This window comes from Sphingomonas sp. BK036 (assembly GCF_004216825.1).
Classification (GTDB): domain Bacteria; phylum Pseudomonadota; class Alphaproteobacteria; order Sphingomonadales; family Sphingomonadaceae; genus Sphingomonas.
This window is the reverse complement of record NZ_SGXR01000003.1, coordinates 841,704-865,902: the sequence shown is the minus strand read 5'-3', so window position 1 is coordinate 865,902 and position 24,199 is coordinate 841,704. Positions and strand designations below refer to the sequence as shown.

The window sequence follows — 24,199 nt, the reverse complement described above, 5'->3', positions numbered from 1 at the left end:
TCTATTCCGCGGCAGCGGCCAGCGGTGTCGAGAGCGCCTCGTCCGCCAGCGCGGCGAGGATCGCCTGGACCAGGTCGACGACCCGCGCGAACCCCGCGCCGGGCGCGTGGAGCTTGCGATCGAGATAGACGGTGCGATCGAGTTCGAGCTGGATCGCGTGGATGCCGCTGTCGGGGCGGGCATGGCGTTCGAGGATATGCCCGCCCGCATAAGGTGTGTTGCGCGCCACCGAAAAGCCGTGCTCGGTGCAGGCACGCTCGGCGCGATCGACGAATCGCGGCGCTGCGGCATGGCCGAACCGGTCGCCTAGCACGATCCGCGTACCGCCCGGCCCGAGCGGCGGCATCGAATGCAGGTCGAGCAGCACGGCGACGCCGAATCGCGCCTGCGCGGCCTGCAACGTCGCCGCGACCGCCGCGTGATAGGGGCGGTGGTCGGCGACGATCCGCGCGGTGACTTCGGCATCGGTAAAGCGCCGCGCCCACAGGTCGCCCGCCCCCGAGACGCGGCGCGGCACCAACCCCAGGCCGCTGCGCAGCTTGGCGGATTGCTGGACCGGCGCGACCCCGCGCGCGCCCTCGTCGATCAGCGGATCGCGCTCGTCCTCCGCGCGGTTGAGATCGATCCAGGCGCGCGCGCGCCGCTGGATGATCGTCGCCTGGTCCGTCCGCGCGCTGCGGGCCACCGCATCGACCAGCCGGTCCTCGAGCGGCAGCAACGCCGCCAGCGGCACGCGCAACGCGGTCTTGAGCGAAAGCGGATAGTCGCGCCCGGCATGCGGCACTGAAATCACCACCGGGCTGGTCGGCGGCGCGGCGTCCCGTTGGTCGGCAGACGGCAGACGATCGAAGGGGGACAGCGGCATGGCGACCACGCTAAACCGACCGACCGGGACGGGCAATGGACCTGGAAATGTTAACCAATTTGCGGCTAGGACCGCGCGTCAAAGCACGCGTGCAAACAGGACTTTAGATCGATGTTGCGAATTCTGCTGGCCGAGGATGATCAGGTCATGCGCGAGTATCTGACGCGGGCGCTCGAACGCTCGGGCTATGCCGTCACCGCGGTCGATCGCGGGACGGCGGCGATTCCGCTGCTCGAGACGCAGACGTTCGACCTGTTGCTCACCGATATCGTGATGCCCGAGATGGACGGGATCGAGCTTGCGCAGAAGGCGGGCGAGATGTGCCGCGATCTGCGCGTCATGTTCATCACCGGCTTTGCGGCGGTCACGCTGAAGGCCGGGCGCGCGATGCCGCAGGCCCGCGTCCTGTCGAAACCCTTCCATCTCCGCGACCTCGTCGCCGAGGTGGATCGGCTGTTTGAGATGGATAATGCAACGGGCGTGCATTGAACGCTTGCACCCCGCGATAACCGCGGCTAGTGGAGCGCTCCGGCGGGCGTGTAGCTCAGTGGTAGAGCACTGTGTTGACATCGCAGGGGTCGCAAGTTCAATCCTTGCCACGCCCACCATAGAAAGCCCCGCTAGCCATTCGGTTAGCGGGGCTTTTTGCTGTCCGGGGCTTTGGGGCTTCCGGTATCGTGAAAAGCTGGCATGGCGCGGCGATGATCCGCTTCTCGCTCTCCGCTGCCGCCCTTCTGTCTTCCAGTGCTGCCGTCGCCCAGTCCGCCGAACAGCCCGCTGCCCCTGCCTCTGCCCCTGAAGACGCCGTCGCGCGCGAGATCGTCGTGACCGGACGGGGGCTGGCCGACGCGCCCGGCGATCGCGCCTATGCTGTCGTCACGATCGATCGCGCGCGTATCCAGGCCAATGCGAGCAACCGGCTGGAGAGCGTGCTCGCCGACGTTGCCGGCCTCCAGCAGTTCCGCCGATCCGATTCGCGCAGCGCCAACCCGACCAGCCAGGGCATTTCGCTGCGCGGGATCGGCGGCAATGCGTCTAGCCGCGCGCTGCTGATCTTTGACGGCGTCCCGCAGGCGGATCCGTTCGGCGGCTGGGTGGCGTTTCCGGCCTATGCGACGGGGCGGCTCGGGCGCATCCGGGTCACGCGGGGCGGTGGCAGCGGCTATCAGGGGCCGGGCGCGCTGGCCGGGACGGTCGAACTCGAAAGCGCGACGCCCGACCAGTTGGCGCCGCTCCAGGCGAGCGTCGCCTATGGCAGCCGCGATTCGGTCGACGCGCAGGGCTCGGCGGCGCTCGTCCGCGGATCGGGGTTCGCGACCGTGTCGGGGGCCTATGCGCGCGGCGACGGGTTCACGCCGACCGTCGCGCAGAGCCGCGGGATCGTCGATCGTCCGGCCCCATACGAGCAGGCGTCGGGCGCGCTCCGGACCGTTATCGGGATCGGCGCGACGACCGAGGTGCAGATGAATGCGAGCGCGTTCACCGATCGCCGTGATCGGGGGAGCGACTTCACTGCGAACACGAGCGAAGGGGCCGATGCGAGCGTCCGGCTGATCGGGCGCGGGCGCTGGGGCTATTCGGCGCTGGCGTATCTGCAGACGCGCGCCTTTGCGAGCAGCTTCAACAGCATCAATGCCGCGCGCACCACCGCGATCCAGTCGCTCGACCAGTATAATACGCCCGCCACCGGGCTCGGCGGGCGGATCGAGATCCTCCCGCCGCTGGGCGAGAGCATCACGCTCCGGCTGGGCGCGGATATCCGCGACGTCAGCGGCAAGACGCAGGAGCTGTATACCTTCGTCAACGCGGCACCGACGCGGCGGCGCGAGGCCGGCGGCGGCACGACGACGACGGGCGCGTTCGCGGATGCCAGCTTGGTGGCGGGTGACGTCACGGTCAGCCTCGGCGGGCGGATCGACTGGTGGTCGATCGATGGCGGCTATCTGTCCGAACGGCCGCTGGCGGGCGGCGCGGCGCTGACCAACCTGCGCTACGCGGACCGCGATGGCCATGAGACGACCGGCCGGGCGGGGGTGGCGTATCAGCCGGTCGAATCGATCACGCTGCGCGCGGCCGGCTATCGCGGCTGGCGATTGCCGACGCTCAACGAACTGTACCGCCCGTTCCGTGTCGGCAATGATGCGACCGCGGCGAACGCGCTGCTGTCGCCCGAGCGGCTGACGGGGATCGAGGCTGGCGTCACGCTGACGCCCGCGCCGGGCGTGACGATCGCCGCCACCTATTTCTACAACCGGCTGAAGGATGCGATCGCCAACGTCACCACGACCAGCCCGCCGCAGATCCTGCCGGGGGTGACGACCTACCGCGTCCGCCAGAATCTCGACGCGATCCGCGCGCACGGATTCGAACTCGACGCGGCGTATCGCCCCGATGCGGGGCCGTTCGGCGTGCAGGCATCATGGTCGCACACCAATTCGACGGTCGAGGGATCCGGGCTCACCGCTGCGCTCGATGGCCTTCGCCCGGCGCAGACGCCGCGCGACCAGGTGTCGGGGACGGTCGACTGGCGGCGCGATGCGGCCGCGCTGTCGCTGACCGTGCGGCGTATCGGTCGGCAATATGACGACGACCAGAACACGCGCGTGCTGGATCCGGCGACGACGCTCGATGGCTATGCCGCGCTGCCGATCACGCGCGCGCTGGTTGCCGAGCTGCGCGGCGAGAACCTGTTCGATGCGCGTGTCGAGGCGGGGATCAGCGGCGCGAACATCGTCGAGCGCGCCACGCCGCGGACGATCTGGGTCGGATTGCGCTACGGCCTGCGCTGAGGGGGCAGGGTCGCATCCGCGCTTGCGTTGACCCGTGCAGGGCCTGCGACTACTGCAAACCCTGTGAAGGGTTCCCGGCGACGGGATCAAAAGGGAAGCCGGTGCGCGGGCAGGGTCGTCACGATCCCCATCCGCAAGACCGGCGCTGTCCCCGCAACTGTGACCGGATAGCGGCCACCCCGATTGCGCCACTGGGTCTCGGCCTGGGAAGGCGGGGTGACAGCGACGACCCGGAAGCCAGGAGACCTGCCCGTCACGGTCGATCCACTGCGCGGGCGGGTGCTCCGGTGCGGACGAGTGCCCTATCGAAGGGGTGTCCTCGAGCGAGAGACGTCTGCCGGTCCGCGAATGGTCGTGGGCGGCTCTGCCAGGACGTGCCCCATGACGAAGTTCCTCCTCCTCCTGAGCGCCGCCGCGATCGCGGCATCCGCCGATGCCCAGACGCTCCCGGCTGCCGACGCAGCGGACGTCGTCGTTACCGCGACCCGCGTCGCGCAACCCGCCAGCGAGATCGGCCAGGCGGTGACCGTGATCGACCGCGCCGAGATCGAGCGGCGCCAGACCGTCGTCGTGTCCGATCTGCTTGCGACCACGCCAGGCGTCACCGTCACGCGCAACGGCACGCAGGGCGCGCTGACGGGCGTGCGGATCCGCGGGGCCGAATCCGACCAGACCCTGGTCGTGATCGACGGCGTGCGAGTCAACGATCCGGCCTCGACCGGCGGCGGCTTCGATTTCGGCAACCTGCTGGCGAGTTCGGTCGAGCGGATCGAGGTCCTGCGCGGCCCCAACTCGGTACCCTGGGGCAGCCAGGCGATCGGCGGCGTCGTCAACATCATCACCGCCGCCCCCGCCGAGGGGCTGCAGGCGCGCGCCAACGCCGAATATGGCTATGCTGACAGCGTGTTCGCGAGCGCAGGCATCTCCGGCGCGACGGGGCCGGTGTCGGGCTCGCTGACCGGCGGGTATCTGCGCACCGACGGCATCTCGTCGGCGGCCAGCGGTACCGAGCGCGACGGCTATCGCCAATACGGCGCGACCGGACGGCTGGGCGTCGAGTTCGCACCCGGGATCGGCCTCGACCTGCGCGGCTATTTCGCGGACAGCCGGGTCGAACTCGATGGCTTCCCAGCGCCGGACTATGTGCTTGCCGACACCGCGGACTATGGCAAGACGCAGGAGGTCTATGGCTATGCGGGGCTACACGCGAACGTCGCCGACGGGCGGTTCAACAACCGAGTCGCGTTCACGATCGCCGACATCAACCGCGACACGTACGAACCGGCCTTTGGTGCAGAGCCGTCGTTCCTCGGCCGCGGCCGTAGCGAGCGCTACGAATATCAGGGCGATTTCCGCCCGCTCGACCAGGTCCGCGTCGTCGCCGGCGTCGAGCGCGAGAATAGCCGCTTCAACGACGGCTTTACCTATGCCGACACCGGCATCACCAGCGTCTACGGCCAGCTGATCGTCAAGCCGCTCGACATCCTCACGCTCACCGGCGGCGTCCGCAACGACGATCATGAGGATTTCGGCAACCACACCACCTTCGGCGCGAACGCGGCGCTGGCGCTGCGGACCGGCACGACCGTCCGCGCGAGCTATGGCGAAGGGTTCAAGGCGCCGACGCTGTACCAGCTCTTCTCCGACTATGGGAACCGCGGCCTCGATCCGGAGACCGCCCGCAACTTCGACATCGGCGTCGAGCAGGCGTTCCTCGCCGATCGCGCGCGCGTCGGCGTGACCTATTTCAACCGCCGCTCGCGCAACCAGATCGACTTCCGCGATTGCAGCCCTGTGGAGCAGGCAACCGCCGGTTCGATCTGCGTCGACCGCCCGTTCGGCGTCTATGACAATGTCGCGCGCGCCGAGGCGGACGGGGTCGAGGTTTCGCTCGCACTGCGTCCGGTCGATGCGCTGACGCTGACCGCGAACTACAGCTATATCCACACCGAGAACCGCTCGATCGGTGCCAATTTCGGCAATGTCCTCGCACGGCGTCCCGAACAGACCGCCAGCGTCAACGCCGATTACCGGTTCGCGGTCGGGCTCTCGATCGGCGGCACCGTGTCGCTGGTCGGCGACAGCTTCGACGATGCCGCCAACACGACTCGCCTCGACGGCTATGCGCTCGCCAGCATCCGTGCGGAGATGCCGATCACCGACCAGGTCGCGCTTTACGGTCGCGTCGATAACCTCACCGACGCGCGCTACGAGACGGTGGCGGGCTATGGGAATTATGGCCGTGCAGCCTTTGGCGGCGTCCGGTTGCGCCTGAAGTGAGACCGGTGGCGATCCTTCCCGCGCTGCTACTTGGAGCATGTGCGCAACCGCCGACCGGGGGCGGGGGGATCGTCTCGACCAACCCTTGCGTGGATTCGGTGCTGATCCGGATCCTGCCGCCCGCGCGGATCGCCGCGATCAGCCATTATTCGCAGGCGCCGACGGCGACCTCGATCCCGCTCGACGTCGCGCGCCGCTTCCACGCAACCGCGGGGACCGCCGAGGAGGTGATCGCGCTGCATCCCGATCTGGTCATCGCCAGCACCTATACGCCGCCCGCGACGCAGGCGGCCTATGCGCGCGCCGGGCTGAAGACTCTGCTGCTCGGCATCCCCGATTCGATCGCGGAGAGCCAGGCGCAGGTCACGCAGATCGCCGACGCCGTCGGTGCGCCCGCAGGCGGCGCGCGGATCAACGCCGAGATCGATCGCGCGGTCGTCCGTTGGAGCCGCAAGGAGGGACCCACGCCAGCCGCGTTGCTCTATATCAGCGGCGATCTGGCGACGGGGGGCAGCACGCTGTTGAACGAGATGATGACGCGCGTCGGCTTCCGCAACGCCGCCGCCACCTATGGCCTGACGCATACCGGCACGCTGTCCGCCGAGACGATCGTCACGCAGCCGCCTGCGGTCGTGATCGCCCCCGAACGCGTCAGCCGGGGCACGCTGCTGCGGCACCGGCTGCTGCCGACCACGCCGCAAGCCGTCTTCCCGCGCGTGCTGATCAATTGCGGCGGCCCGACGCTGCCGCCCGCACTCGAACGGCTCGCCGCGATCCGGGCGAGCGTGTCGTGACCCGGCCGCTCAAGCTTGCGGCGCTGCTGTTGTTGGTGATCGTCCTGTTCGGCCTGTCGCTCGGCTGCGGCAAGGTCTGGGTGCCGCCCGGCGCGTGGTTCTCAAGTGATCCGCGCTGGTGGATCATCCTCCAACTCCGCCTGCCGCGCGCGGTGCTCGGGCTTGCGCTCGGCGCGACGCTGGGGCTGTCGGGCGCGGTCCTGCAGGGCTATCTGCGCAACCCGCTCGCCGATCCCGCGGTGGTCGGCGTGTCGTCGGTCGCAGCGCTCGGCGCGGTCGCCGCGATCATTTTCGGGATCGGCTCGGGCTTCGCGATCTTCGTTGCCGCGATGCTCGGCGCAGGGGGCGCGGTCGCCATGCTCGCCGCGCTGACCTGGCGGTCGCCGAGCGCGATCACCTTCATCCTCGCAGGTACCGTGCTCGCCAGCCTGGCCGGCGCGCTGACCGCGTTCCTGATCTCGATCGCGCCGAACCCCTATGCGGTCGCCGAGGTGATCGACTGGATCATGGGCGCGCTGACCGATCGCGGCTGGGACGACCTGACGTTCGCTTTGCCGCCGATGCTGGTCGGTGCGGTGCTCCTCCTGCTCACCGGTCGCGCGCTCGATGCGTTGTCGCTCGGCGAGGCGGCGGCGCAGTCGCTCGGGATACGGATGGGCCGCGTCCGCTGGCAGGTGGTGCTCGGGACCGGGCTGGTGGTCGGCGCGGGCGTCGCGGTCACCGGCGTGATTGGGTTCGTCGGGCTGGTCGTCCCGCATCTGCTCCGGCCGATCTTCGGCCACCGCCCGAGCGACGTGCTGCTGCCCTCCGCGTTCGGCGGCGCGGCGCTTGTTCTCGCCGCCGACAGTCTCGTCCGCCTCGCCCCCGGCGCGGGCGAAGTCCGGCTCGGCGTCGCGATGGCGCTGATCGGCGCGCCGTTCTTCCTCGGGGTGCTGATCAGGGAACGAGGCCGCGTATGGATCTGATCGTCGACTCGCTCAGCGTGAAGCTGGGCAAGCGCATCGTCCTGCACGACGCGTCCGCGCACCTGCGCCCTGGCCGCGTCACCGCGATCCTCGGCCCCAACGGCGCGGGCAAGAGCACGCTCGTCAAGGCCGCCGCCGCGCTGGTCGGGCGGGCCGGGGGATGCGTCCGGCTCGACACGCAGGACGTGGCGACGATGGACCCCCGCGTTCGCGCGCGCGCGATCGGGTATCTGCCGCAGGACGCGACGGTGCACTGGAACATCGTCGCCCGCGACGTCGTGGCGCTCGGCCGCCTGCCGCATCTCGGCCCCCATGCCGCGCCGTCGCCCGCCGATCGCGCCGCGGTCGACCGCGCGATGCACGACACCGAGACGACCCACCTCGCCGATCGTCCGGTCGGCGAACTGTCCGGCGGCGAGCGCGCCCGCGTCCTGCTCGCGCGCGTGCTTGCCGGCGAACCGCGCTGGCTGCTCGCCGACGAGCCGCTCGCCAGCCTCGACCCCGCGCACCAGATCGACCTGCTCGCGCGCCTGCGCACCTATGCGGCGGGCGGGGCAGGGGTCGCGATCGTCCTCCACGACCTTGTCCAGGCGCAGCGCGCGGCGGACGATGCACTGCTGATCGCCGAGGGGCGCGTCGTCGCGTTCGGGCCGGTCGCCGAGGTGATGACCGCGGGCACCCTCGCGCGCGTGTTCGGTGTCCGCGTCGCCCCGCTCGACGACGTCTCGGGCTTGGGGGAGGGTGGGGGCACGCGGCGCCTGCTGGTGCCGGTCGGCCGCATCGACTCGGCATAGACGGTCGACGCGCCTCGCCCGGCGCACTATCCCGCGCCGGGTGATCGATATTCCCGCCCCGCTCCGCCTGCGCCTCGACGGCGACGCCCTCGTCCAGAACTGGCGGACGCTCGACCGCATGAGCGGCACTGCGGCGTGCGGCGCGGCGGTCAAGGCCAATGGCTATGGCCTCGGCGCGGCCGAGGTCGCCCGCCGCCTCGCCGACGCCGGTTGCCGCGATTTCTTCGTCTCGAACTGGCAGGAAGCCGCCGACCTCGCGCCGCTGGGCCTGACCGTCTCCGTCCTGCACGGCGTCCGCGAAGACGACATGCCCGCCGCGACCGCAGGGTTCGCCCGCCCGGTGCTCAACACCGCCACGCAGGTCGCACGCTGGAAGGCCGCGGGCGGCGGCGCGTGCGACGTGATGGTCGACACCGGCATGAACCGCCTCGGCGTGTCCGCGGACGACATTGCGGACGGGCTGCTGGGCGATCTCCGGATCGAGACGCTGATGAGCCATCTCGCCTGCGCCGACGAGGAGTCGCCGATGAACGCCACCCAGCGCGACCGCTTCGCCGCGCTCGCCGGCCAGACATCGGCGCGCCGCATGAGCCTCGCCAACTCCGCCGGCATCGCGCTGTCGGGCTACGCCTTCGACCTGACCCGCCCCGGCCTTGCGCTCTACGGCGGCGTCCCGCGCGGCGAACTCGGCGCGATCCAGCAGGTCGTCCGGCCCGAGGCGGAGATCCTGCAACGCCGCCGGGTTCGTGCAGGCGATACGGTCGGCTACAATGCGCAATGGACGGCCGCGGAGGACACCGAGGTCGCGATCCTCAATCTCGGCTATGCGGATGGCTATCGCCGGCATTTCACCAATATCGGTGCGGCGCTGGCATCGGGCCGGGTCTTGCCCGTGCTCGGGAGGGTCTCGATGGACCTGGTCGCGATCGACATCGACGCAGCCAAGGGGTTGGCCGAAGGGGACTGGGTCGAACTGGATTATGCCCTGCCGGCCAGCGCGGCGGCGTCGGGCCTGTCGCAATATGAGCTGCTCACCGGTCTGGGCCAGCGGTTCGATCGGGTGTGGGCGACTAGCTGATCGTCCACGGATCGATCGGGTCCGCCCGGATCCAGCGCGTCGCCAGCCATTTGGCGCCGTGCGTGACCGGCAAGCCCGCATGTCGGCTCGACTGGTCGATCGCGCCATCCCTGGTCAGCGTCCTGAACACGATCGCGTCGCCACCGCGCGGCGTGATCGTTAGGTCTCCGGCGGGGAAATGCGTTTCACCGCCGCCATAGCCTTCGTTTAGATAGACCAGGACGGTCGCGACGCGCTGGTTCGCGGCGTCCTGGATCGTGTCCAGGTGCAACCGGTATTGCTGGCCCGGCCGGTATCGCAGCACCGTCAGCGGTTCGCCTTGCTCGATGTCCGTACCGCTCGCGGCGGCGATGCGCCGGTTGATCGCGCGAACGACCAGATCCTCGCGCGCCGGCCCGATCGCGGTTCCGTCCGACGTCCGGATCGGATGCGTGATCCAGCGGCCGGTCCGCGGATCGATCACGCGCGCCGGCTCGAGCATCGCTGCGGCGACACCGGCGAGATGCGCGCACTCCGCCGCGGTCAATAATCGGGGAAAGCGGATCACGTCGGGCGCCGCGCTCAGCGTCTCGGGCATCGGCAAAGCGGTCGGCGCGCCAGCGGCGTCGATCGCCATCGCGTCGAGCAGCGTCAATTGCCCGAGCGCAACCGGATCGGCGCGCGCGGCCGTTCGCAACAGGGAAACCGCGCCGGGCCAATCGGGCGTACCGCCGCTGCCATTGGCGGTCAGCGCGATCTCCATCAGCGCGGCATCGACATGGCCGATCGACACCGCACGCGCCAGCAGCGTGCGTGCCTGGACGAGATCGCGCGGAACGACATCGCCCGAGAGATGCCACACCGCCAGTTGCATGATCGCATCGACATCACCGCGATCGGCAGCGCTGCGCAGGATCGCAAGCGCCTCCGAAGCACGGCCGATCGAAACCAGATGCAGCGCGTTCGCCGCCGGGCTGTGAGTCATCCTGCTCTCCTATCAGACCGGCCCTATCAGACCGGCTTCGCAAAGCGCCATCCGGCAACAAAAAAAGGGGCCAGGTTTCCCCGGCCCCTCATCACGTCTGCGTGTTCCGATCGCTTAGAACTTGGCGGTGACGCCAATGTAACCGAACCGGCCACGGTTGTCATAGATGGCGGTGCCTGCGCCGACACCCGTGATACCGTAAGGCGGCTGCTTGTTGCTGACGTTGTTCACACCGAAATACGCGTTGAAGCGCTCGGTCACGTCCACCCCTGCACGAATGTCGTGATAGGTGACGGCCGGGTACTGTTCGATCGTCGCGTAATCGGCATTCTGCGGCGGCTGGCCGTTCAGCGCGTTATAGTCCTCGAACGTGTTCAGGTACATCTTGTCGATCCAGCGTACCGAATAGCCCAAGGTGACCTTGCCGACCTTCACGTCTGCACTGATGTTGAACTGGTCGGACGGATCGCCCAGCTCACCCGTGATCGTGTTCTTGAAGCTTGGGTCGGCCGGGTTGGTGTAGTTGTCGCGCTGGATCACGTGCGTCCAGATGCCCTTGGCGGACACTTCACCCCAGGCGAACCGATGGTTGTACGCGATGTTGGTGTCGATGCCGGTCGCCTTCAGCTTCGCGAAGTTGGCCGTCGTCTGCAACAGCGACCCTTCGAGAACGCGGAACGGGATCTCGCCGCGCGGACCGCCACTGGCGCCGGCGCGCTGGAACAGGCCGCAGAACGGATTGTTCAGCGTCGGCGAATCGTAGCACAGGTTCAGGATGTTCTGCGCCGTCACTGCCGAGATCACCTTGTCGACGGTGATGTTGTAGTAATCGGTCGTGATCGACAGCCCTGGCAGGAAGCGCGGCTGGAACACGCCGCCGACCGTGTAGGACTTGGACGTCTCCGCCTCGAGCTGCGGGTTGCCGCCGCTGATGATCTCGAGCGACGAGCTGTAGACATAGTCGTAGCCTGCCGGTGCACCCGCCGCGGTGCAGTTCGCAGCGCGGGTCGCGGAGCCCGTGGCAAGGTTGCGCGCCGAGCAGGGATCGTTCGGAGCCGGCGTGAAGTTCTGGCTCTGCGCCGAATACAGATCACCGAGATACGGCGAGCGCACCGACTTGGAATACGAACCACGAACCATCAGGTCCCGGATCGGGCGCCAGTTCACGCCGCCGCCATAGGCGTAGACGGTGCCGACCGAGCCCTTGTAATCCGCGACGCGGCCCGAACCGTTGATCGTCAGTTCCTGCAGAAGCGGAACGTCCTTGACCAGCGGGATCGAGATTTCGCCGAAGGCTTCCTTCACCTCGAACGCGGGCGAACGGAAGGTCGGGAGAGCGTTGTAGAACGCATACCCGGCCTGCGTCACCGGATCGAGATCATAGGACAGCGTTTCGCGGCGATATTCGCCACCCAGCGAGAAGCCGATTGGACCGCCCGGCAGGCTGAACAACTGGCTGAGATCGCCGGACACGAAGCCCATGCCCTGGAACTGCGTCGCCTTGCCCATCGCTTCGGTCGACACGGTCAGGTACTGGCGCGCGGCCTGGCTGACCGAGCCATCGCCGAACGGATTGAGCGGAACGCACGCCGCGACGTCCGCTGCCAGGACCGCGGGATTGCCTGCCCGGTCGGTGCCGGCATAGGCCGGATTGACCTGCGAGCGGCAGACGATCTGGCCCGCTGCGTTGCGCACCGTATCGTTGGCGAGCAGGAAGCGCTGGCGGTTGATGTTGCCCTGGATGACGTTGCGTTCGCGATGCTCGCCATAGTTGGCGGACAGTTCGTAATGCCAATCGTCGTTGAAATCGCCGCGGACGCCGCCGACGATGCGGTAGGTCTCGCGCCGGATGTTCTCATCGCGGATGCCGAGATCGACATAGTTGCGACGGTTCGAGAAGCGGAACGTCCCGGCCGCGATCTGCGCCAGCGTGGCATTGCGCAGGGCAACGCCGGTTGCGTTCGTGCCGAACGCGGCGCCGGTGTTCGGATTGACGCCCGAGTTCACCGCTGCCGTCAACTGGGCGGTGATCGTCGCGCGTGCGCCCGCATCGAGATAGGGGTTGTCGAGACGGATGCCCTCGCGGTTGACCGGGCCGTTACCGGTCGGGTTCGTCAGGACGTAGGACCGGTCGTTAAAGCCTGCGATCGACGTGGCGTCGGCCAGCGTCTGCCCCTGCGAGAAGAACGGGCCGCTCTGCGAACCGCGTGCTTCGGACCGGACATACTTGGCTTCGATGAACGGGACGAGCGCCGGGCTGACTTCGAAATGGCCGATCAGGTTGACGGCATAGCGGTTGAGTTCCGGCGACAGGACGAGCAGCCGGCCTTCGCGGCCGGTATAGCCGTTTCCGCCGATATAGCTGCCGTTCGGCCCGAGGCCGATGCGCGTGCCCGTCTGCGGAGTCAGCGCGCCATTCGGCTGGAACAGATAGGCGCAGGTGAACGAGCTGCCGGCCGAATCCACGCCGCACGGTGCATTGGCCGTGTTGGCATAGCGGATGCCGACCTGGCCGCCGGTCGAAATCGTCGTCGAGCGGATATCGCGCGCGAAGATGCGATCGGGAATGCTGTCCGATCCGTTGACCGAGCCCGCCGGATCGGTGTCGACTTGGACGAAGCCGTCATTCTGGCGAAGATTGGGTCGGCCCGACGCATAGTAATCCTGCTGGTGCGCATATTCGAGATTGAGCGCGATATTGCCGCGACCATCGGCAAAGTTCTTGCCAGCGACGGCCGACAGATACTGGTTGCCTGCGTCGCCATATTTGCTGATGCCGGTCTGGCCGTGCAGGTCGAGGCCGTCGTAATTGTCCTTCAGGACGAAGTTGACGACACCCGCGATCGCGTCCGAACCATAGATCGCCGAATTGCCGCCCGACACGATCTCGACCTTCTCGATCAGGTCGGTCGGGAAGGTGTTGATGTCGGGGCTGTTGCCGTTGTTGATGATCTCCGACGACACATGGCGTCGGCCGTTCACCAGCACGAGCGTGCGCGAGGTGCCGAGACCGCGAAGATCGAGCAGGTTGAGACCGCGAACGCCGAGGCCGCTCGTCGAGTTCTGCGAGCTGACCGTGCTGCGCAGCTGCGGCAGGTCGTTGAGGACGTCGCCGATCGACACGCGACCCGACGCGAAGATGTCCGCGGCGGTCACCGTCGTGATCGGGTTGGGCGATTCGTCGTTGGCACGACGGATGCGCGATCCGGTGACGAGGATTTCCTGGGACCCGGTCTCGTCGCCCTGCGTGGTCTGGGTCGGCGTCGTGCCGTCCGCATTGACCGGCGGCGAGTTCGCATCTGGCACCGCTTGTGCGAGTGCGAGCGTCGGCAGGAGCGAGAAGGCGCCTACAAGCGCCGTTGCACCCAAAAGGCGTGATAAGTTCATGAAAAGCCCCCGTTTTGGCATGTATGCCTTATGGCTACACGGTGACGAGGCGGGGGCTCCCACGCAATCGTTTATTACAGGGAGATGAACGGAGCGTTATTTTTGTACGTGTCGTGTTACACGGATGCAACAATTGGTAATAAGTTCTACCGTTCTATGCACATCGCGATTCCCATGCCGCCGCCGATGCACAAGGTCGCCAGCCCCTTCTTCGCGTCGCGCTTCTGCATCTCGTAGATCAGCGTCGTCAGGACGCGCGCGCCGCTCGCGCCGATCGGGTGGCCGATCGCGATCGCGCCGCCGTTGACGTTGACCTTGCTCGCGTCCCAGCCGAGCTCCTTGCCGACCGACAGCGCCTGCGCCGCAAACGCTTCATTGGCTTCGATCAGGTCGAGGTCGCCTAGCGTCCAGCCGGCCTTCTCGAGCGCGCGCCGCGTCGCGGGGACGGGGCCGATTCCCATCACCGACGGGTCGACGCCCGCCGACGCCCAGCTCTTGATCGTCGCGAGGATCGTCGAGCCGCGGCGCTCGGCTTCGTCGCGGCGCATCATGACGAGTGCGGCGGCGCCGTCGTTAAGCCCGCTGGCGTTCGCTGCGGTGACGGTGCCGTCCTTCTTGAACGCGGGTTTCACGCCCGAGACGCTCTCGATCGTCGCGCCGGCGCGGATATATTCGTCATCGGCGACCACGGTGTCGCCCTTGCGGCCCTTGATCATGACCGGCGCGATCTCGTCCTTGAACCGCCCTGCGCCGCGTGCGGCCTCGGCCTTGTTCTGCGAGGCGACCGAGAATGCGTCCTGCTCGCCGCGCGTGACCTGGTATTGCTCGGCGAGATTCTCGGCGGTGATGCCCATGTGATAGCCGTTGAAGACGTCGGTCAGCCCGTCGCTGACCATCGTGTCGACGAGGCTGAGATTGCCCATCTTCTGGCCGCCACGGATCGACTGCGCGTGCGCCGAGAGCGACATCGATTCCTGACCGCCCGCGACGACGATCGTCGCGTCGCCGGTCTGGATCGCCTGCGCCGCGAGCGCGACCGCGCGAAGGCCCGAGCCGCAGACCTGGTTGACGCCCCAGGCGGGGATTTCCTTCGGCACGCCCGCCGCCATCGACGCCTGGCGCGCGGGATTCTGGCCCTGTGCCGCGGTGAGCACCTGGCCGAGGATCACTTCGGAGACGTCCTCGCCCGCCACGCCGGCCTGTTCGAGCGCGGCCTCGATCGCGATCCGGCCGAGTTCGTGCGCGGGCGTTGCTGCGAACGCGCCGAGGAAGCTGCCGACCGGGGTGCGCTTGGCAGCGGTGATGACGACGTCAGTGGGAAGCAGGTCGGTCATGTCGGGATCCTCTATGTTTGGACCCCATGTACGTCAGTCGAGCGCGGCGATCCAGTTGGCGAGCGGTTCCCAGAGGCGCGCGCGCGCAGATCGGCCGATGACCATGCCGACATGACCCGCACCGAGATCGCGGCGGTCGGCAAGCCCGATCGCCGTGGCGGCGGGCACGATGCGGTCGCTGAGCGACACGAACTCGACGGTCGGGCAGGCGAACGCGTGGGGATCGACCGCGGTACCGGCGATAGTCCAGCGGCGCTTGCCGGGGAGGTCGTCGGTGATGCAGTCCTCGAACAGGCCGGCGGCGGCGGCGTAGGGGAGGGGGGCGCCGGCGTTCGCCCAGTCCTCCAGCCGGACGAACGCGCGCGCCGCGTCGCTGTCGGGGGCGAGATCGGCAAAGGCTTCGTATTTGGCGATCGTGCGGGTCGGGTCGAGTTGCCAGAAACCGGCTTGCAGCACTTCCATCGGCAGCAGGCCGAGCAGCGCGGCGGCGGGCTTCACCGCGGCCCAGGTCGCGGCGAGCGTGGGACGGCTGTCGGCGTACCCCGCAAAATGCCACGGCGCGGCGATCGTCGCGACTCCCGCAACGGGCGTGACAGCGGCGGCACCCAGCGCGAGCGTGCCGCCGAGGCAATAGCCGACGACGACCGGCGGTTCGGGCAGCGCCTGCAGCAACGGCACCAGCAGTCGCTCGACATGCGCGGCCAGATCGAGGTCGCGGTCCTCGTCGCCGGGCGATCCCCAGTCGACCAGCCACGCGTGGAACCCTTGCGCGGCGATCCACCGCAGCAGCGAAGACCCGGCCGTGTGATCGAGGATGTCGGGTGGATTGATCAGCGACGGGACGAACACGACGGGGCGTCCGCTACCGCCATAATCGCGCAGACTTACACGGCCCGAACGGTGGATCGCGGGCACCGGATCGGCCCGCCGCTCTCGTGGCGCAACCTGATACGCGCGCAATCCGGCCAGCGCGCGCGCCATCCGGTCGGGCGATGCTGCGGTCTCGCTGCGCAGCATCGACAGGAACAAGGGCAGGGGCCTCGGTCCGTGTTGCGGTGCGTCATCAAAGACTGTAGCCTCCGTTTCAAACATAAGACGGGGGATCCATGAAGAAGCAACCGGCTGCCGACGGAATCGTCATCATCAAAAAATACGCCAACCGTCGACTCTATAATACCGAGTCCTCATCCTACATCACGCTCGATCATCTCGCGACGATGACCCGCGAGGGCCGCGACTTCAAGGTGGTCGATGCGAAGACCGACGAGGACATCACGCACAACGTCCTCACGCAGATCATCATGGAGGAGGAGAGCCGCGGCGAGACGATGATGCCGGTGAATTTCCTGCGCCAGCTGATCTCGATGTACGGCGATTCGATGCAGACGATGGTGCCGGGCTATCTCGAGGCGTCGATGGACAGCTTCCGCCGCAACCATGATCAGTTCAAGTCCGCGGTCGAGGGGGCGTTCGCCAATTCCCCGTTCGCCGATCTGGCCAAGCGCAACCTGGCGATGTTCGACGTCGCCGCGCAGGCGATGAAACCCGCGGCCCCGGCAGCCGCTCCAGCCGGCGCGCCCGCCTCGGCCGCCAGCCAGGACGATGAGATCGCCGCGTTGCGCAGCGAACTCGCCAAGTTGCAGGAAAAGGTCGAGAAGCTCGGCTGACGGGCTGCGTCGCGCGATGGGGCCGGTCTTATGGAGCGCGAGCGGCGGGCTCGCCGCGCTGGCCGTCGTCGCCGGGTTTGGTGAACGACGCCGGCGGCGGCGGCGCGATCCGGATTCGGTCGGCTGGGTCGACTGGCCGACGGTACAGATGCTCGCGCTGATCGCGCTCGCCGTCATGATCGGGCTCGCGGTCAAAAGCTGACGGCTCAGCGGTTCAGGCGATAGACGCGGTGCGGCAAGGTGCCGATCGCGACGATTCCGACCAGGCGGTAATGCCGTGCGATCGCCGCGGCGACGAGCGTCCGGGTCGCCGGGTTGGTGTCGGCTTTCGGCGCGCGGACGACGATGATCCCGGGCCTGGCGGCGAGCAGCCGCGCGGTCTCGGCGGCGGCATCGATGCCGAGCCCGTGCGCCTCGGTCATCCGGCTGAGATGGCTGCGGAAGATATACGGCGTCGGCAGGCAGGACCGGGTCAGATAATAGAGGATCGGCTCGCTGCCGAACGCGAACAGGCAGCCGTGCGGGCGCTGTCCGATCATCCGGACGAGTGCTGCGACCTGGCGCGCATCGCCGCGCCGGGCCACGCGGATGCCGCCCAGGATCGCTGCGGCGACCGTGCCGAACAGCAGCACCGCGATCAGCCATCGACGGCCCGCGACGATCGAACACCGCGCGAGCCCGGTGCCGGCCGCGACCGCGAGCGGCAGCGCGACGGGGAGCAGGTACATCAGCTCGAAATTGCGCATGATGACGACGGCGATGCCCGCGGCGGCGAGCCAGCCGAGCGCGAACGGCGTCGTCCCCGACCGGTGACCCCGCCATGCCAGCACGACCAGCGGCGCGCTCACGGCAAGCGCGCCGACGAGTTTGAGCAGGCTCGAGCCGATGCCATCGTCGTTCTGCTGGCCGAAGATCGACAGGAAGTTCGCGAACACGAACGCGTCGTTGTGGCCGGCCAGCGCATAGACCGCCCATGCGATCGCGGTCGGCAACAGTGCCGCAGCCACCCAGAGCACCGCGCGGCCGAGCAGCCGCACTATCGCGCGATCCGCGTCGCGCGCCTGGCGCAGCAGCACCAGCCCGAAGAAGATGCCCTCGAACAGCGCGGTATATTTGACCTGCATCGCCAGCCCGACCAGCAGCATCGCGGCGACCCCGCGCGCGGTGATATGGCGCTCGCCCAAGTCTCCGCCGAGCACGAACAGCGCCGCGCCCGCCATCAGCGCATTGCCCCACACCGCGGACTGGCCGCCCGCGCCATCGAAGATCATCAGCCAGACGAGATAGATCAGCCCCGCACCCAGGCTCGCGCGGGTAGCGTCACGCTCGGCTATCCCGGCCCCGACGAGCCGCTGCGTGATCCGGCCGACCAGGAACGCGGTCCCAGCCGCGACGAGCGTGGCGGCCACCTGGTACATCAGGATGCCGTTGCCGCCGACGCTGCGGATGGCAGCGAAGATCAGGAACAGCCCGACCGGTTTGCGATCGAAGATATCGACGAACGGCCATGCGCCGTGCAGCAGGCGATCGCCGACCAGCAGATAGAATTGCTCGTCGCTATGGATCACCGGGTTGCCGAAGAGCGGGCTGCGGATCGCGAAGGCCACGAGCAGCAGCACGAACGCCTGCCCAGTCCGGTGACGCAGGCTGGTCATGATCGTCCTAGTAGAAATGCTTCAAGGCGAGTTTTCGCGTGGTGCCGTCGCACAGACCGAGCGTCACGACCCGACCGGGCGTACCCGCCGACCAGGACGCGATCGGGCTGGACGCATAGTCGCCGGTGACCGCGATCCCGTCGATCGTGCAGATCAGGTCGCCGTCCTTCCAGCCTGCCGTCGCCGCGGGGCCGCCGCGCATGACGTGGAGCACCTTCAGCCGATCCTTCTCAATGCCGATCAGCAACCCGCTGGTCGAGCGGAGCGGCGGCGTGTCGGCCGTCGGCCCGCGGCTCAGCACCATCCGGCGCGCACCGGGATCCAGCAGCACGCGATACTTCTGTAGGAAGCCCGAGCCGATCCGCCCGGCGGCGCCGATCGACTGCGAAAAACCGCCGGCGGGTTCGATCCGGATCTCGGTCTCGCGCGCGGTCATCGCGCCGACGCGGAACTCGGGGACGATCGCAAGGCCGCTCACCACCGGGCCGGCGAGCCCGAACGAGACCGCGGTCGTCGCCGGCACGCGCAGTGCCGCGGCGTCCCAGCCCGCCGCCGTCACCGTCACCGCGGAGCCGTCGCCGGTATCGACGATCATCGGCGCCAGTCGCCGCGTGCCGAGCGTCGCCGCGCTCTCGTACACGCTGCGCTCGGTCGAGACGGTGAGTGGCGCCGTCTCGCCCTTGAACGGAAGCCGGCCGGAGCGGATCAGGCGGAAGCGGTGCGCGGCATAATCGATGTCGAGCGCATGCCCGGCGAGCAGGTCCGCGCCGACCAGCAGGTCGACCGCCGCGGTGCTGCCGGTCGCGATCGCGGGCAGATCGGTGACGGTGACGCCGCCGCCGGTCCGCGCAAGCCCGCCGATGGCGAGCGTCCGCGTCGGCATCCAGCCGAGCTGGACCGATCCGCCGATCGCCTGCGCGCTGCCGCCCGCGACCAGCTTGGTGGTGTCGACCGCGGGGGAGGCCTTGGCGAGCAGCGTGTAGCTGACGCCGGTATCGAGGATCGCGGTGCGGTCGCGCCCGTCGAGCTGCATCGTGAACCGGATCTGGTTGCCCGGGGTGAGCTCGAACGGCACCCAGCGCGCCTCGGCATCGTCGAACAGGCGATAGATGCCGCGATCACGCGCCGCGGGAGAGACGCTCGCCGCCGCCACGGGCTTGGCCGGCTCGCGCGCCGAGACGAAGACGACCGCGATCAGCGGGACGAGGGCAAGCAGGGTACGGCGCATAGACCGTCGTCCCTAGCGGGTCGGGGGATGCGTACAACCCGCGGCATCCCAGCCACGGCGTACAACGCGGTCGTCGGAGCGCGCGGCAGGGCGAGCGCGCGGCCCGCGCCTTCACGTCCTACAGGCACGCCTCAAGATACGCCTGGTCAAACCCGAACTGCTTGGCCTTCTCCAGCGTGTAGGGCCGAAGCCCCATCGACCGGTATTCGCCCAGGATCTTTCCGTCAGCCGACTCGTCCATATATTCGAACTTGAACAGCTCCTGCGTGACGATCACCGGGCCTTCCATGCCGATCACCTCGGTGATGTTCGTCACGCGGCGCGAGCCGTCGCGCAGGCGCTTCACCTGGATGATCAGCTCGACCGAGTCGGCGATCTGGCGCGAAATCGCTTCCTTCGGCACCTTGATGTCGGACATCATCACCATGTTCTCCATACGCGCGAGCGCCTCGCGCGGGGAGTTGGCGTGGAGCGTACACATCGATCCATCGTGACCGGTGTTCATGGCCGCGAGCATGTCGAAACACTCGGAGCCACGAATTTCGCCCAGGATGATCCGGTCCGGCCGCATACGCAGCGCGTTCTTGACGAGATCGCGGATCGAGATTTCGCCCTGGCCCTCCAGATTGGCCGGCCGCGTCTCGAGCGGCAGCCAGTGCGGCTGTTGCAGGCGAAGCTCGGCCGCGTCCTCGATCGTCAGCACGCGCTCGCCGGGGTCGATCATCTTCGACAGCGCGTTGAGCATCGTCGTCTTGCCCGAGCCGGTACCGCCCGAGATGACCACGTTAAAGCGCGACGCGCCCGCGATCTTCAGCGCGGTCGCCATCTTGGGGCTCATGCTGCCGAACCCGGCCATCATGTCGAGCGTGATCGGCTTGGCCGAAAACTTACGGATCGAGATCGCGGTCCCGCGCAAGCTCAGCGGCGGCACGATCACGTTGACGCGGCTGCCGTCCTTGAGGCGCGCGTCGGCGAGCGGCGTGGTCTGGTCGACCCGGCGGCCGACCGAGTTCACGATCCGCTGCGCGATCTGGAACAGATGCTCCTCGTCGCGGAACTGGATCGGCGCGAGCTCAAGCTTGCCCTTGCGCTCGACATAGGTCTGTTCGGGGCCGTTCACCATGATGTCGGTGATGTTCGGATCCGCCAGCAGCTCTTCCAGCGGCCCGAGCCCGAGCAGCTCGTCGACCAGCACCTTTTCAAGCGCGAACTGTTCGCGGCGGTTGAGCGTCAGCTTCAGCTCAGCGAGCACTTCGCCGATGATCGGGCGGAATTCCTCCGCCAGCTCGTCCTTGCCGAGCGTCGCGGCGGCCTCGGGATCGACGCGTTCGAGCAGGCGCGGGAGGACCTGTTCCTTGATCTTGTGGATCGACTGTTCGAAGCCCTCGACTCGGCTGTTGCCCGCCTCGCCGCTGGCGTTCTGGCGATCGGACAGGCGCTGCATCGCGTCCATCTGCGTGCCGGGCATCGTGCCGGGCCCGAAGCCGTCGGTTTCGCCCGGCATCGGCAGCGACTCGATCGGCGGAAACTGCGAACCGCCTTCAGGCTCGGGCCGCGGCGCGGGGCCGCCACCTTGCATCGGGCGCGCGACGCCGAATGCTGGCCGGGCCGCTTGCCCCCCGCTGATGCCATTACGACGCCCGAATGCGCTCATGCCCAAATCCCTGGATGATTGCCCAACGGGTTAGGGGGCAAGGCTTGATAATTCGCTAACCAAACCGGATCGGCGCGTGTCGTCCCGGCGGTGCCGAGGGTTGATCGCCGCCGCGAACTCCCCGAAGGCGGGGACATGATCCGCCTGCTGCTCCTTCTCGCGCTGACTTTCGGGTTGGCCAGTTCCGCGTCGGCCGACGACATCGCCGCCACCGGGCGCGGCGTGGTGCGCGTCGTCACGATCGCGGTGGTCGACGACCAGGTCGTCGGCTTCGGCCATGGCAGCGGTTTTGCGGTCGCGCCCAACCGGATCGTCACCAACGCGCACGTCGTTGATCTCGCCGAGCGCTACCCCGACAACGTCGTCGTCGGGATCGTGCCCACCGAGGGCACCAAATCCTACCAGGGCAAGGTGATCGCCTATGATTCGCAGCGTGATCTGGCGCTGATCGAGTTCACCGGCGCGCGCCTGCCGCCGAGCGCGCTCTATACCGGGCCGATGAACGAGGGCGACGCCGTGGTGTCGCTCGGCTTCCCCGGCAATGTCGATCTGGCGACCGCGCGGTCGGCGGCAGACTATATCCGGCCGATGACGCCGGTGCGATCTGAGGGCGTGTTGTCCGGCCGCCGCGTGCTGAGCGATATCGAGGTGCTGCTGCACACCGCCAGCATCGCGCGCGGCAATTCGGGCGGTCCGCTGCTCGACCGGTGCGGCCGGGTGATCGGCGTGAACTCGGCGATCACGCGCGGCGAGGAGGGCGATTCGACGTTCGGATTCGCGATCGCGGACACCGAACTCGCGGGCTTCCTGCGCGATTCGAAACAGCCTTATGCGTCGATCGGCACGGGCTGCACCTCGATCGAGGATCGCCTGCGGCAGGACAGCGACGCCGATGCGCGCGCGACCGCCGATGCGGCGTCGGCGAGGCGCGACGCGGCGGCACAGGATGCGTTGGCGCGCGAGGGCGCGGTCGAAAAGGCCCGGACCGAGGCGGCGCACACGCGCGAGAACGTGATGGCGATCGCCGGGCTGTTGCTCGTCGCGGGCGCGCTGGTGATCGGCAGCGCGGGGCTGCTCGAATCGCGCGGACAGCGGCGGCAGGCGATCTGGGCGGTGTCGATCGGCGGCGTCGCGGTTCTCGTCGCGATCATCGTGTTCGTGCTGCGGCCGTCGGGCGAAGTCGACGTGCCGCTGTCGGCGCTGCCGAAATCGCGGCTGGCGACGTCCGATGCGGCGCTCGGCAAGCTGATGTGCACGCTGATTCCCGAACGCAGCCGGATCACGATCTCGTCGAGCGAGGACGTACCGATCGAATGGGGCGCCAAGGGCTGCATGAACGGCAAGACGCAATATGTCGGCGCGCGGAACCTTGGCGGGGGCGGCCGCTTCGACCGCGTGCTGGTGCCCGATGCCGAGCAGACCGTGTCGGTGCTGTCGTTCGATCCGGCGACGCGGATCTATTCGAACACGCGCTATCTGATGTCGGCGGCGGGGATGGCGGCGGCGCGGACCGCGCGCGGGGTCGTACCGAACGTGTGCGGGATGGACGACACCGCGCTCGCCAAGCTGACCAGCCAGCAGGCGGCGATCCGCGCGGTGCTGCCGCCGCTGCCCAACGAGAAGCTCGTCTATTCCTGCAAATCGGCGCGCTGAGCTTCGGTCGCGAGCAGCGCGCGTTTGCGGTCGAGCCCGTACGCATAGCCGCCGAGCGCGCCGCCGATCCGTTGCGCGCGGTGGCAGGGGATGACGATCGACACCGGGTTCTGGCCGCAAGCGGTGCCGGCGGCGCGCACCGCGGCGGGCCGGCCGGCGAGCGCGGCGAGTTCGCTATAGGTGCGCGTCTCGCCGATCGGGATGGTGCGCAGCGCCTGCCAGATCGCCTCCTGGAACGCGGTGCCGCGGACGTCGAGCGGCAGGTCCTGGTCGCGGTCGGGCGATTCGACGGCGGCGACGACGTGCGCGGCCAGCTCGGCCAGCGCGGCATCGCCCGGCTCGACCGTCGCGTTCGGGAATCGGCGACGGAGCTCGTCGGCATCCTCGTCGAACGACACGCGGCACAGCCCCTTGTCGGTGGCCGCGACGAACAGCGCGCCGAGACTCGTATTGGCGACCGTCCAGCGGATCGTAACGCCCTCGCCGCCGTGCGCCCACGCGCTGGGCGCCATGCCGAGCCGTTTGGCATCTGTCTCGTAGAAGCGGCTCGGGGCGGAATAGCCGGCGTCGTAGATCGCTTCGGTCACGGTCGAATCCTCCGATAGGGCGTCGGCCGCGCGGCCGGTGCGCAGCGCGCGCGCATAGGCGGCAGGGGTGACGCCGGTGGCACGCTTGAACAGGCGGTGGAAATGGTGCGGCGCGTAGCCGACTTTGGCCGCGACCGCGTCGAGCGAGAGCCGGTCCTCGGCGGCTTCGAGCAGCGCGATGGCGGCGGCGACGGCGATCCGGTCGCGGCCGACCGTGTCCGGGGTGCAGCGCAGGCACGCGCGGAAACCGGCGGCGCGCGCGCTGGCCGGGTCGGGGTGGAAGGTGACGTTCTCGCGCTTGGGGTGACGCGCGGGGCAGCTCGGCTTGCAGTAGATGCCGGTGGTCTTCACGCCGACGAGGAACCGGCCATCCCACGCGCGATCACGCGCCGCGAACGCGCGCCACGCGGTGTCGTCATCGAGGGCAGGGGCGGTGGTCATGCGACGGTTATAGCGCGCCGCGCGCGCCGTGCATCCCGTGGCTTGCGGTCAAAGCCGGAGCCAA

General features: G+C 68.7%; 19 protein-coding genes, 1 tRNA gene and 1 riboswitch. Of the genes, 11 read left to right on the top strand and 9 right to left on the bottom strand.

The annotated features are described in order from the left end of the window. Position 1 precedes the first annotated feature (1 nt). A complete protein-coding gene (locus EV283_RS04095; RefSeq protein WP_130322858.1) occupies positions 2–865 on the bottom strand; it encodes an N-formylglutamate amidohydrolase in 864 nt (287 codons plus the stop codon). 111 nt (positions 866–976) lie between these two features. On the opposite strand from EV283_RS04095, the gene EV283_RS04090 reads away from it, so the two are divergent. The 8 genes from EV283_RS04090 to alr all read left to right on the top strand — a co-directional run bounded on the left by EV283_RS04090 (position 977) and on the right by alr (position 9,565). Next, positions 977–1,354 (top strand): response regulator, encoded by a 378-nt coding sequence (locus tag EV283_RS04090; RefSeq protein WP_130322856.1) that lies wholly within the window; start codon positions 977–979, stop codon positions 1,352–1,354. A gap of 44 nt (positions 1,355–1,398) precedes the next feature. Then, a tRNA-Val gene (locus EV283_RS04085) sits at positions 1,399–1,473 on the top strand. A 93-nt stretch (positions 1,474–1,566) separates the two neighbouring features. Then, on the top strand, positions 1,567–3,654 hold the full coding sequence (locus tag EV283_RS04080; protein ID WP_130323900.1) for a TonB-dependent receptor: 2,088 nt from the start codon (positions 1,567–1,569) through the stop codon (positions 3,652–3,654). 51 nt (positions 3,655–3,705) lie between these two features. Further along, positions 3,706–3,923: riboswitch (cobalamin riboswitch) on the top strand. Positions 3,924–4,035: 112 nt separating this feature from the next. Next, positions 4,036–5,934: a TonB-dependent receptor gene (locus EV283_RS04075; RefSeq protein WP_130322854.1), complete on the top strand. Its 1,899-nt coding sequence runs from the start codon at positions 4,036–4,038 to the stop codon at positions 5,932–5,934. Positions 5,935–5,939: 5 nt separating this feature from the next. Then, positions 5,940–6,728: an ABC transporter substrate-binding protein gene (locus EV283_RS04070; protein ID WP_242615770.1), complete on the top strand. Its 789-nt coding sequence runs from the start codon at positions 5,940–5,942 to the stop codon at positions 6,726–6,728. Beyond that, positions 6,725–7,693 carry an iron ABC transporter permease gene (locus tag EV283_RS04065; RefSeq protein ID WP_130322850.1) on the top strand — a complete coding sequence of 323 codons (969 nt, stop codon included), beginning with the start codon at positions 6,725–6,727 and terminating at the stop codon, positions 7,691–7,693. The genes EV283_RS04070 and EV283_RS04065 overlap by 4 nt, the downstream gene beginning before the upstream one ends. Next, on the top strand, positions 7,684–8,487 hold the full coding sequence (locus EV283_RS04060; protein WP_130322848.1) for an ABC transporter ATP-binding protein: 804 nt from the start codon (positions 7,684–7,686) through the stop codon (positions 8,485–8,487). Before EV283_RS04065 ends, EV283_RS04060 begins: the two co-directional genes overlap by 10 nt. A gap of 49 nt (positions 8,488–8,536) precedes the next feature. Next, positions 8,537–9,565 carry an alanine racemase gene (gene alr, locus EV283_RS04055; RefSeq protein WP_207223050.1) on the top strand — a complete coding sequence of 343 codons (1,029 nt, stop codon included), beginning with the start codon at positions 8,537–8,539 and terminating at the stop codon, positions 9,563–9,565. Here the strand turns inward: alr and EV283_RS04050 are convergent. From EV283_RS04050 to EV283_RS04035, 4 genes are all read right to left on the bottom strand, one after another. After that, positions 9,558–10,529 carry a 2OG-Fe(II) oxygenase gene (locus EV283_RS04050; protein ID WP_130322844.1) on the bottom strand — a complete coding sequence of 324 codons (972 nt, stop codon included), beginning with the start codon at positions 10,527–10,529 and terminating at the stop codon, positions 9,558–9,560. The two genes, alr and EV283_RS04050, sit on opposite strands and share 8 nt — an antisense overlap. Positions 10,530–10,643: 114 nt before the next feature. Beyond that, complete coding sequence (locus tag EV283_RS04045; RefSeq protein ID WP_130322842.1) at positions 10,644–13,916, bottom strand: TonB-dependent receptor; 3,273 nt, start codon at positions 13,914–13,916, stop codon at positions 10,644–10,646. Positions 13,917–14,062: 146 nt separating this feature from the next. After that, positions 14,063–15,250: an acetyl-CoA C-acetyltransferase gene (locus EV283_RS04040; RefSeq protein WP_130322840.1), complete on the bottom strand. Its 1,188-nt coding sequence runs from the start codon at positions 15,248–15,250 to the stop codon at positions 14,063–14,065. A 33-nt stretch (positions 15,251–15,283) separates the two neighbouring features. Further along, positions 15,284–16,279 carry an alpha/beta hydrolase gene (locus EV283_RS04035; protein WP_347400197.1) on the bottom strand — a complete coding sequence of 332 codons (996 nt, stop codon included), beginning with the start codon at positions 16,277–16,279 and terminating at the stop codon, positions 15,284–15,286. 77 nt (positions 16,280–16,356) lie between these two features. On the opposite strand from EV283_RS04035, the gene phaR reads away from it, so the two are divergent. After that, positions 16,357–16,917, top strand: coding sequence for a polyhydroxyalkanoate synthesis repressor PhaR (gene phaR / locus EV283_RS04030; protein WP_130322838.1), 561 nt, complete (start codon positions 16,357–16,359; stop codon positions 16,915–16,917). A 16-nt stretch (positions 16,918–16,933) separates the two neighbouring features. After that, on the top strand, positions 16,934–17,119 hold the full coding sequence (locus tag EV283_RS04025) for a hypothetical protein (RefSeq protein WP_130322836.1): 186 nt from the start codon (positions 16,934–16,936) through the stop codon (positions 17,117–17,119). 4 nt (positions 17,120–17,123) lie between these two features. Here EV283_RS04025 and EV283_RS04020 read toward each other — a convergent pair whose 3' ends face one another. The 3 genes from EV283_RS04020 to EV283_RS04010 form a co-directional block, all read right to left on the bottom strand. Beyond that, entirely contained in the window at positions 17,124–18,572 is a 1,449-nt protein-coding gene (locus EV283_RS04020; protein WP_130322834.1) for a hypothetical protein, read from the bottom strand. 7 nt (positions 18,573–18,579) lie between these two features. After that, positions 18,580–19,800 (bottom strand): hypothetical protein, encoded by a 1,221-nt coding sequence (locus EV283_RS04015; RefSeq protein ID WP_242615769.1) that lies wholly within the window; start codon positions 19,798–19,800, stop codon positions 18,580–18,582. 118 nt (positions 19,801–19,918) lie between these two features. Next, positions 19,919–21,454 carry a CpaF family protein gene (locus EV283_RS04010; RefSeq protein WP_055873623.1) on the bottom strand — a complete coding sequence of 512 codons (1,536 nt, stop codon included), beginning with the start codon at positions 21,452–21,454 and terminating at the stop codon, positions 19,919–19,921. Between the two features lie 135 nt (positions 21,455–21,589). On the opposite strand from EV283_RS04010, the gene EV283_RS04005 reads away from it, so the two are divergent. After that, positions 21,590–23,107: a trypsin-like peptidase domain-containing protein gene (locus EV283_RS04005; protein WP_130322832.1), complete on the top strand. Its 1,518-nt coding sequence runs from the start codon at positions 21,590–21,592 to the stop codon at positions 23,105–23,107. Here the strand turns inward: EV283_RS04005 and ada are convergent. After that, positions 23,083–24,135, bottom strand: a complete 1,053-nt coding sequence (ada, locus tag EV283_RS04000; protein WP_130322830.1) for a bifunctional DNA-binding transcriptional regulator/O6-methylguanine-DNA methyltransferase Ada — start codon at positions 24,133–24,135, stop codon at positions 23,083–23,085. The two genes, EV283_RS04005 and ada, sit on opposite strands and share 25 nt — an antisense overlap. Positions 24,136–24,199 lie beyond the last annotated feature (64 nt).

Coding starts and splice junctions, on each gene's coding strand:
- EV283_RS04010 (WP_055873623.1), bottom strand. CDS start 21,454: ATGAGCGCATTCGGGCGTCGTAATGGCATCAGCGGGGGGCAAGCGGCC.
- EV283_RS04080 (WP_130323900.1), top strand. CDS start 1,567: ATGATCCGCTTCTCGCTCTCCGCTGCCGCCCTTCTGTCTTCCAGTGCT.
- EV283_RS04005 (WP_130322832.1), top strand. CDS start 21,590: ATGATCCGCCTGCTGCTCCTTCTCGCGCTGACTTTCGGGTTGGCCAGT.
- EV283_RS04020 (WP_130322834.1), bottom strand. CDS start 18,572: ATGACCAGCCTGCGTCACCGGACTGGGCAGGCGTTCGTGCTGCTGCTC.
- EV283_RS04025 (WP_130322836.1), top strand. CDS start 16,934: ATGGGGCCGGTCTTATGGAGCGCGAGCGGCGGGCTCGCCGCGCTGGCC.
- EV283_RS04095 (WP_130322858.1), bottom strand. CDS start 865: ATGCCGCTGTCCCCCTTCGATCGTCTGCCGTCTGCCGACCAACGGGAC.
- EV283_RS04060 (WP_130322848.1), top strand. CDS start 7,684: ATGGATCTGATCGTCGACTCGCTCAGCGTGAAGCTGGGCAAGCGCATC.
- EV283_RS04040 (WP_130322840.1), bottom strand. CDS start 15,250: ATGACCGACCTGCTTCCCACTGACGTCGTCATCACCGCTGCCAAGCGC.
- EV283_RS04015 (WP_242615769.1), bottom strand. CDS start 19,800: ATGCGCCGTACCCTGCTTGCCCTCGTCCCGCTGATCGCGGTCGTCTTC.
- EV283_RS04075 (WP_130322854.1), top strand. CDS start 4,036: ATGACGAAGTTCCTCCTCCTCCTGAGCGCCGCCGCGATCGCGGCATCC.
- ada (WP_130322830.1), bottom strand. CDS start 24,135: ATGACCACCGCCCCTGCCCTCGATGACGACACCGCGTGGCGCGCGTTC.
- phaR (WP_130322838.1), top strand. CDS start 16,357: ATGAAGAAGCAACCGGCTGCCGACGGAATCGTCATCATCAAAAAATAC.
- EV283_RS04050 (WP_130322844.1), bottom strand. CDS start 10,529: ATGACTCACAGCCCGGCGGCGAACGCGCTGCATCTGGTTTCGATCGGC.
- EV283_RS04045 (WP_130322842.1), bottom strand. CDS start 13,916: ATGAACTTATCACGCCTTTTGGGTGCAACGGCGCTTGTAGGCGCCTTC.
- EV283_RS04090 (WP_130322856.1), top strand. CDS start 977: ATGTTGCGAATTCTGCTGGCCGAGGATGATCAGGTCATGCGCGAGTAT.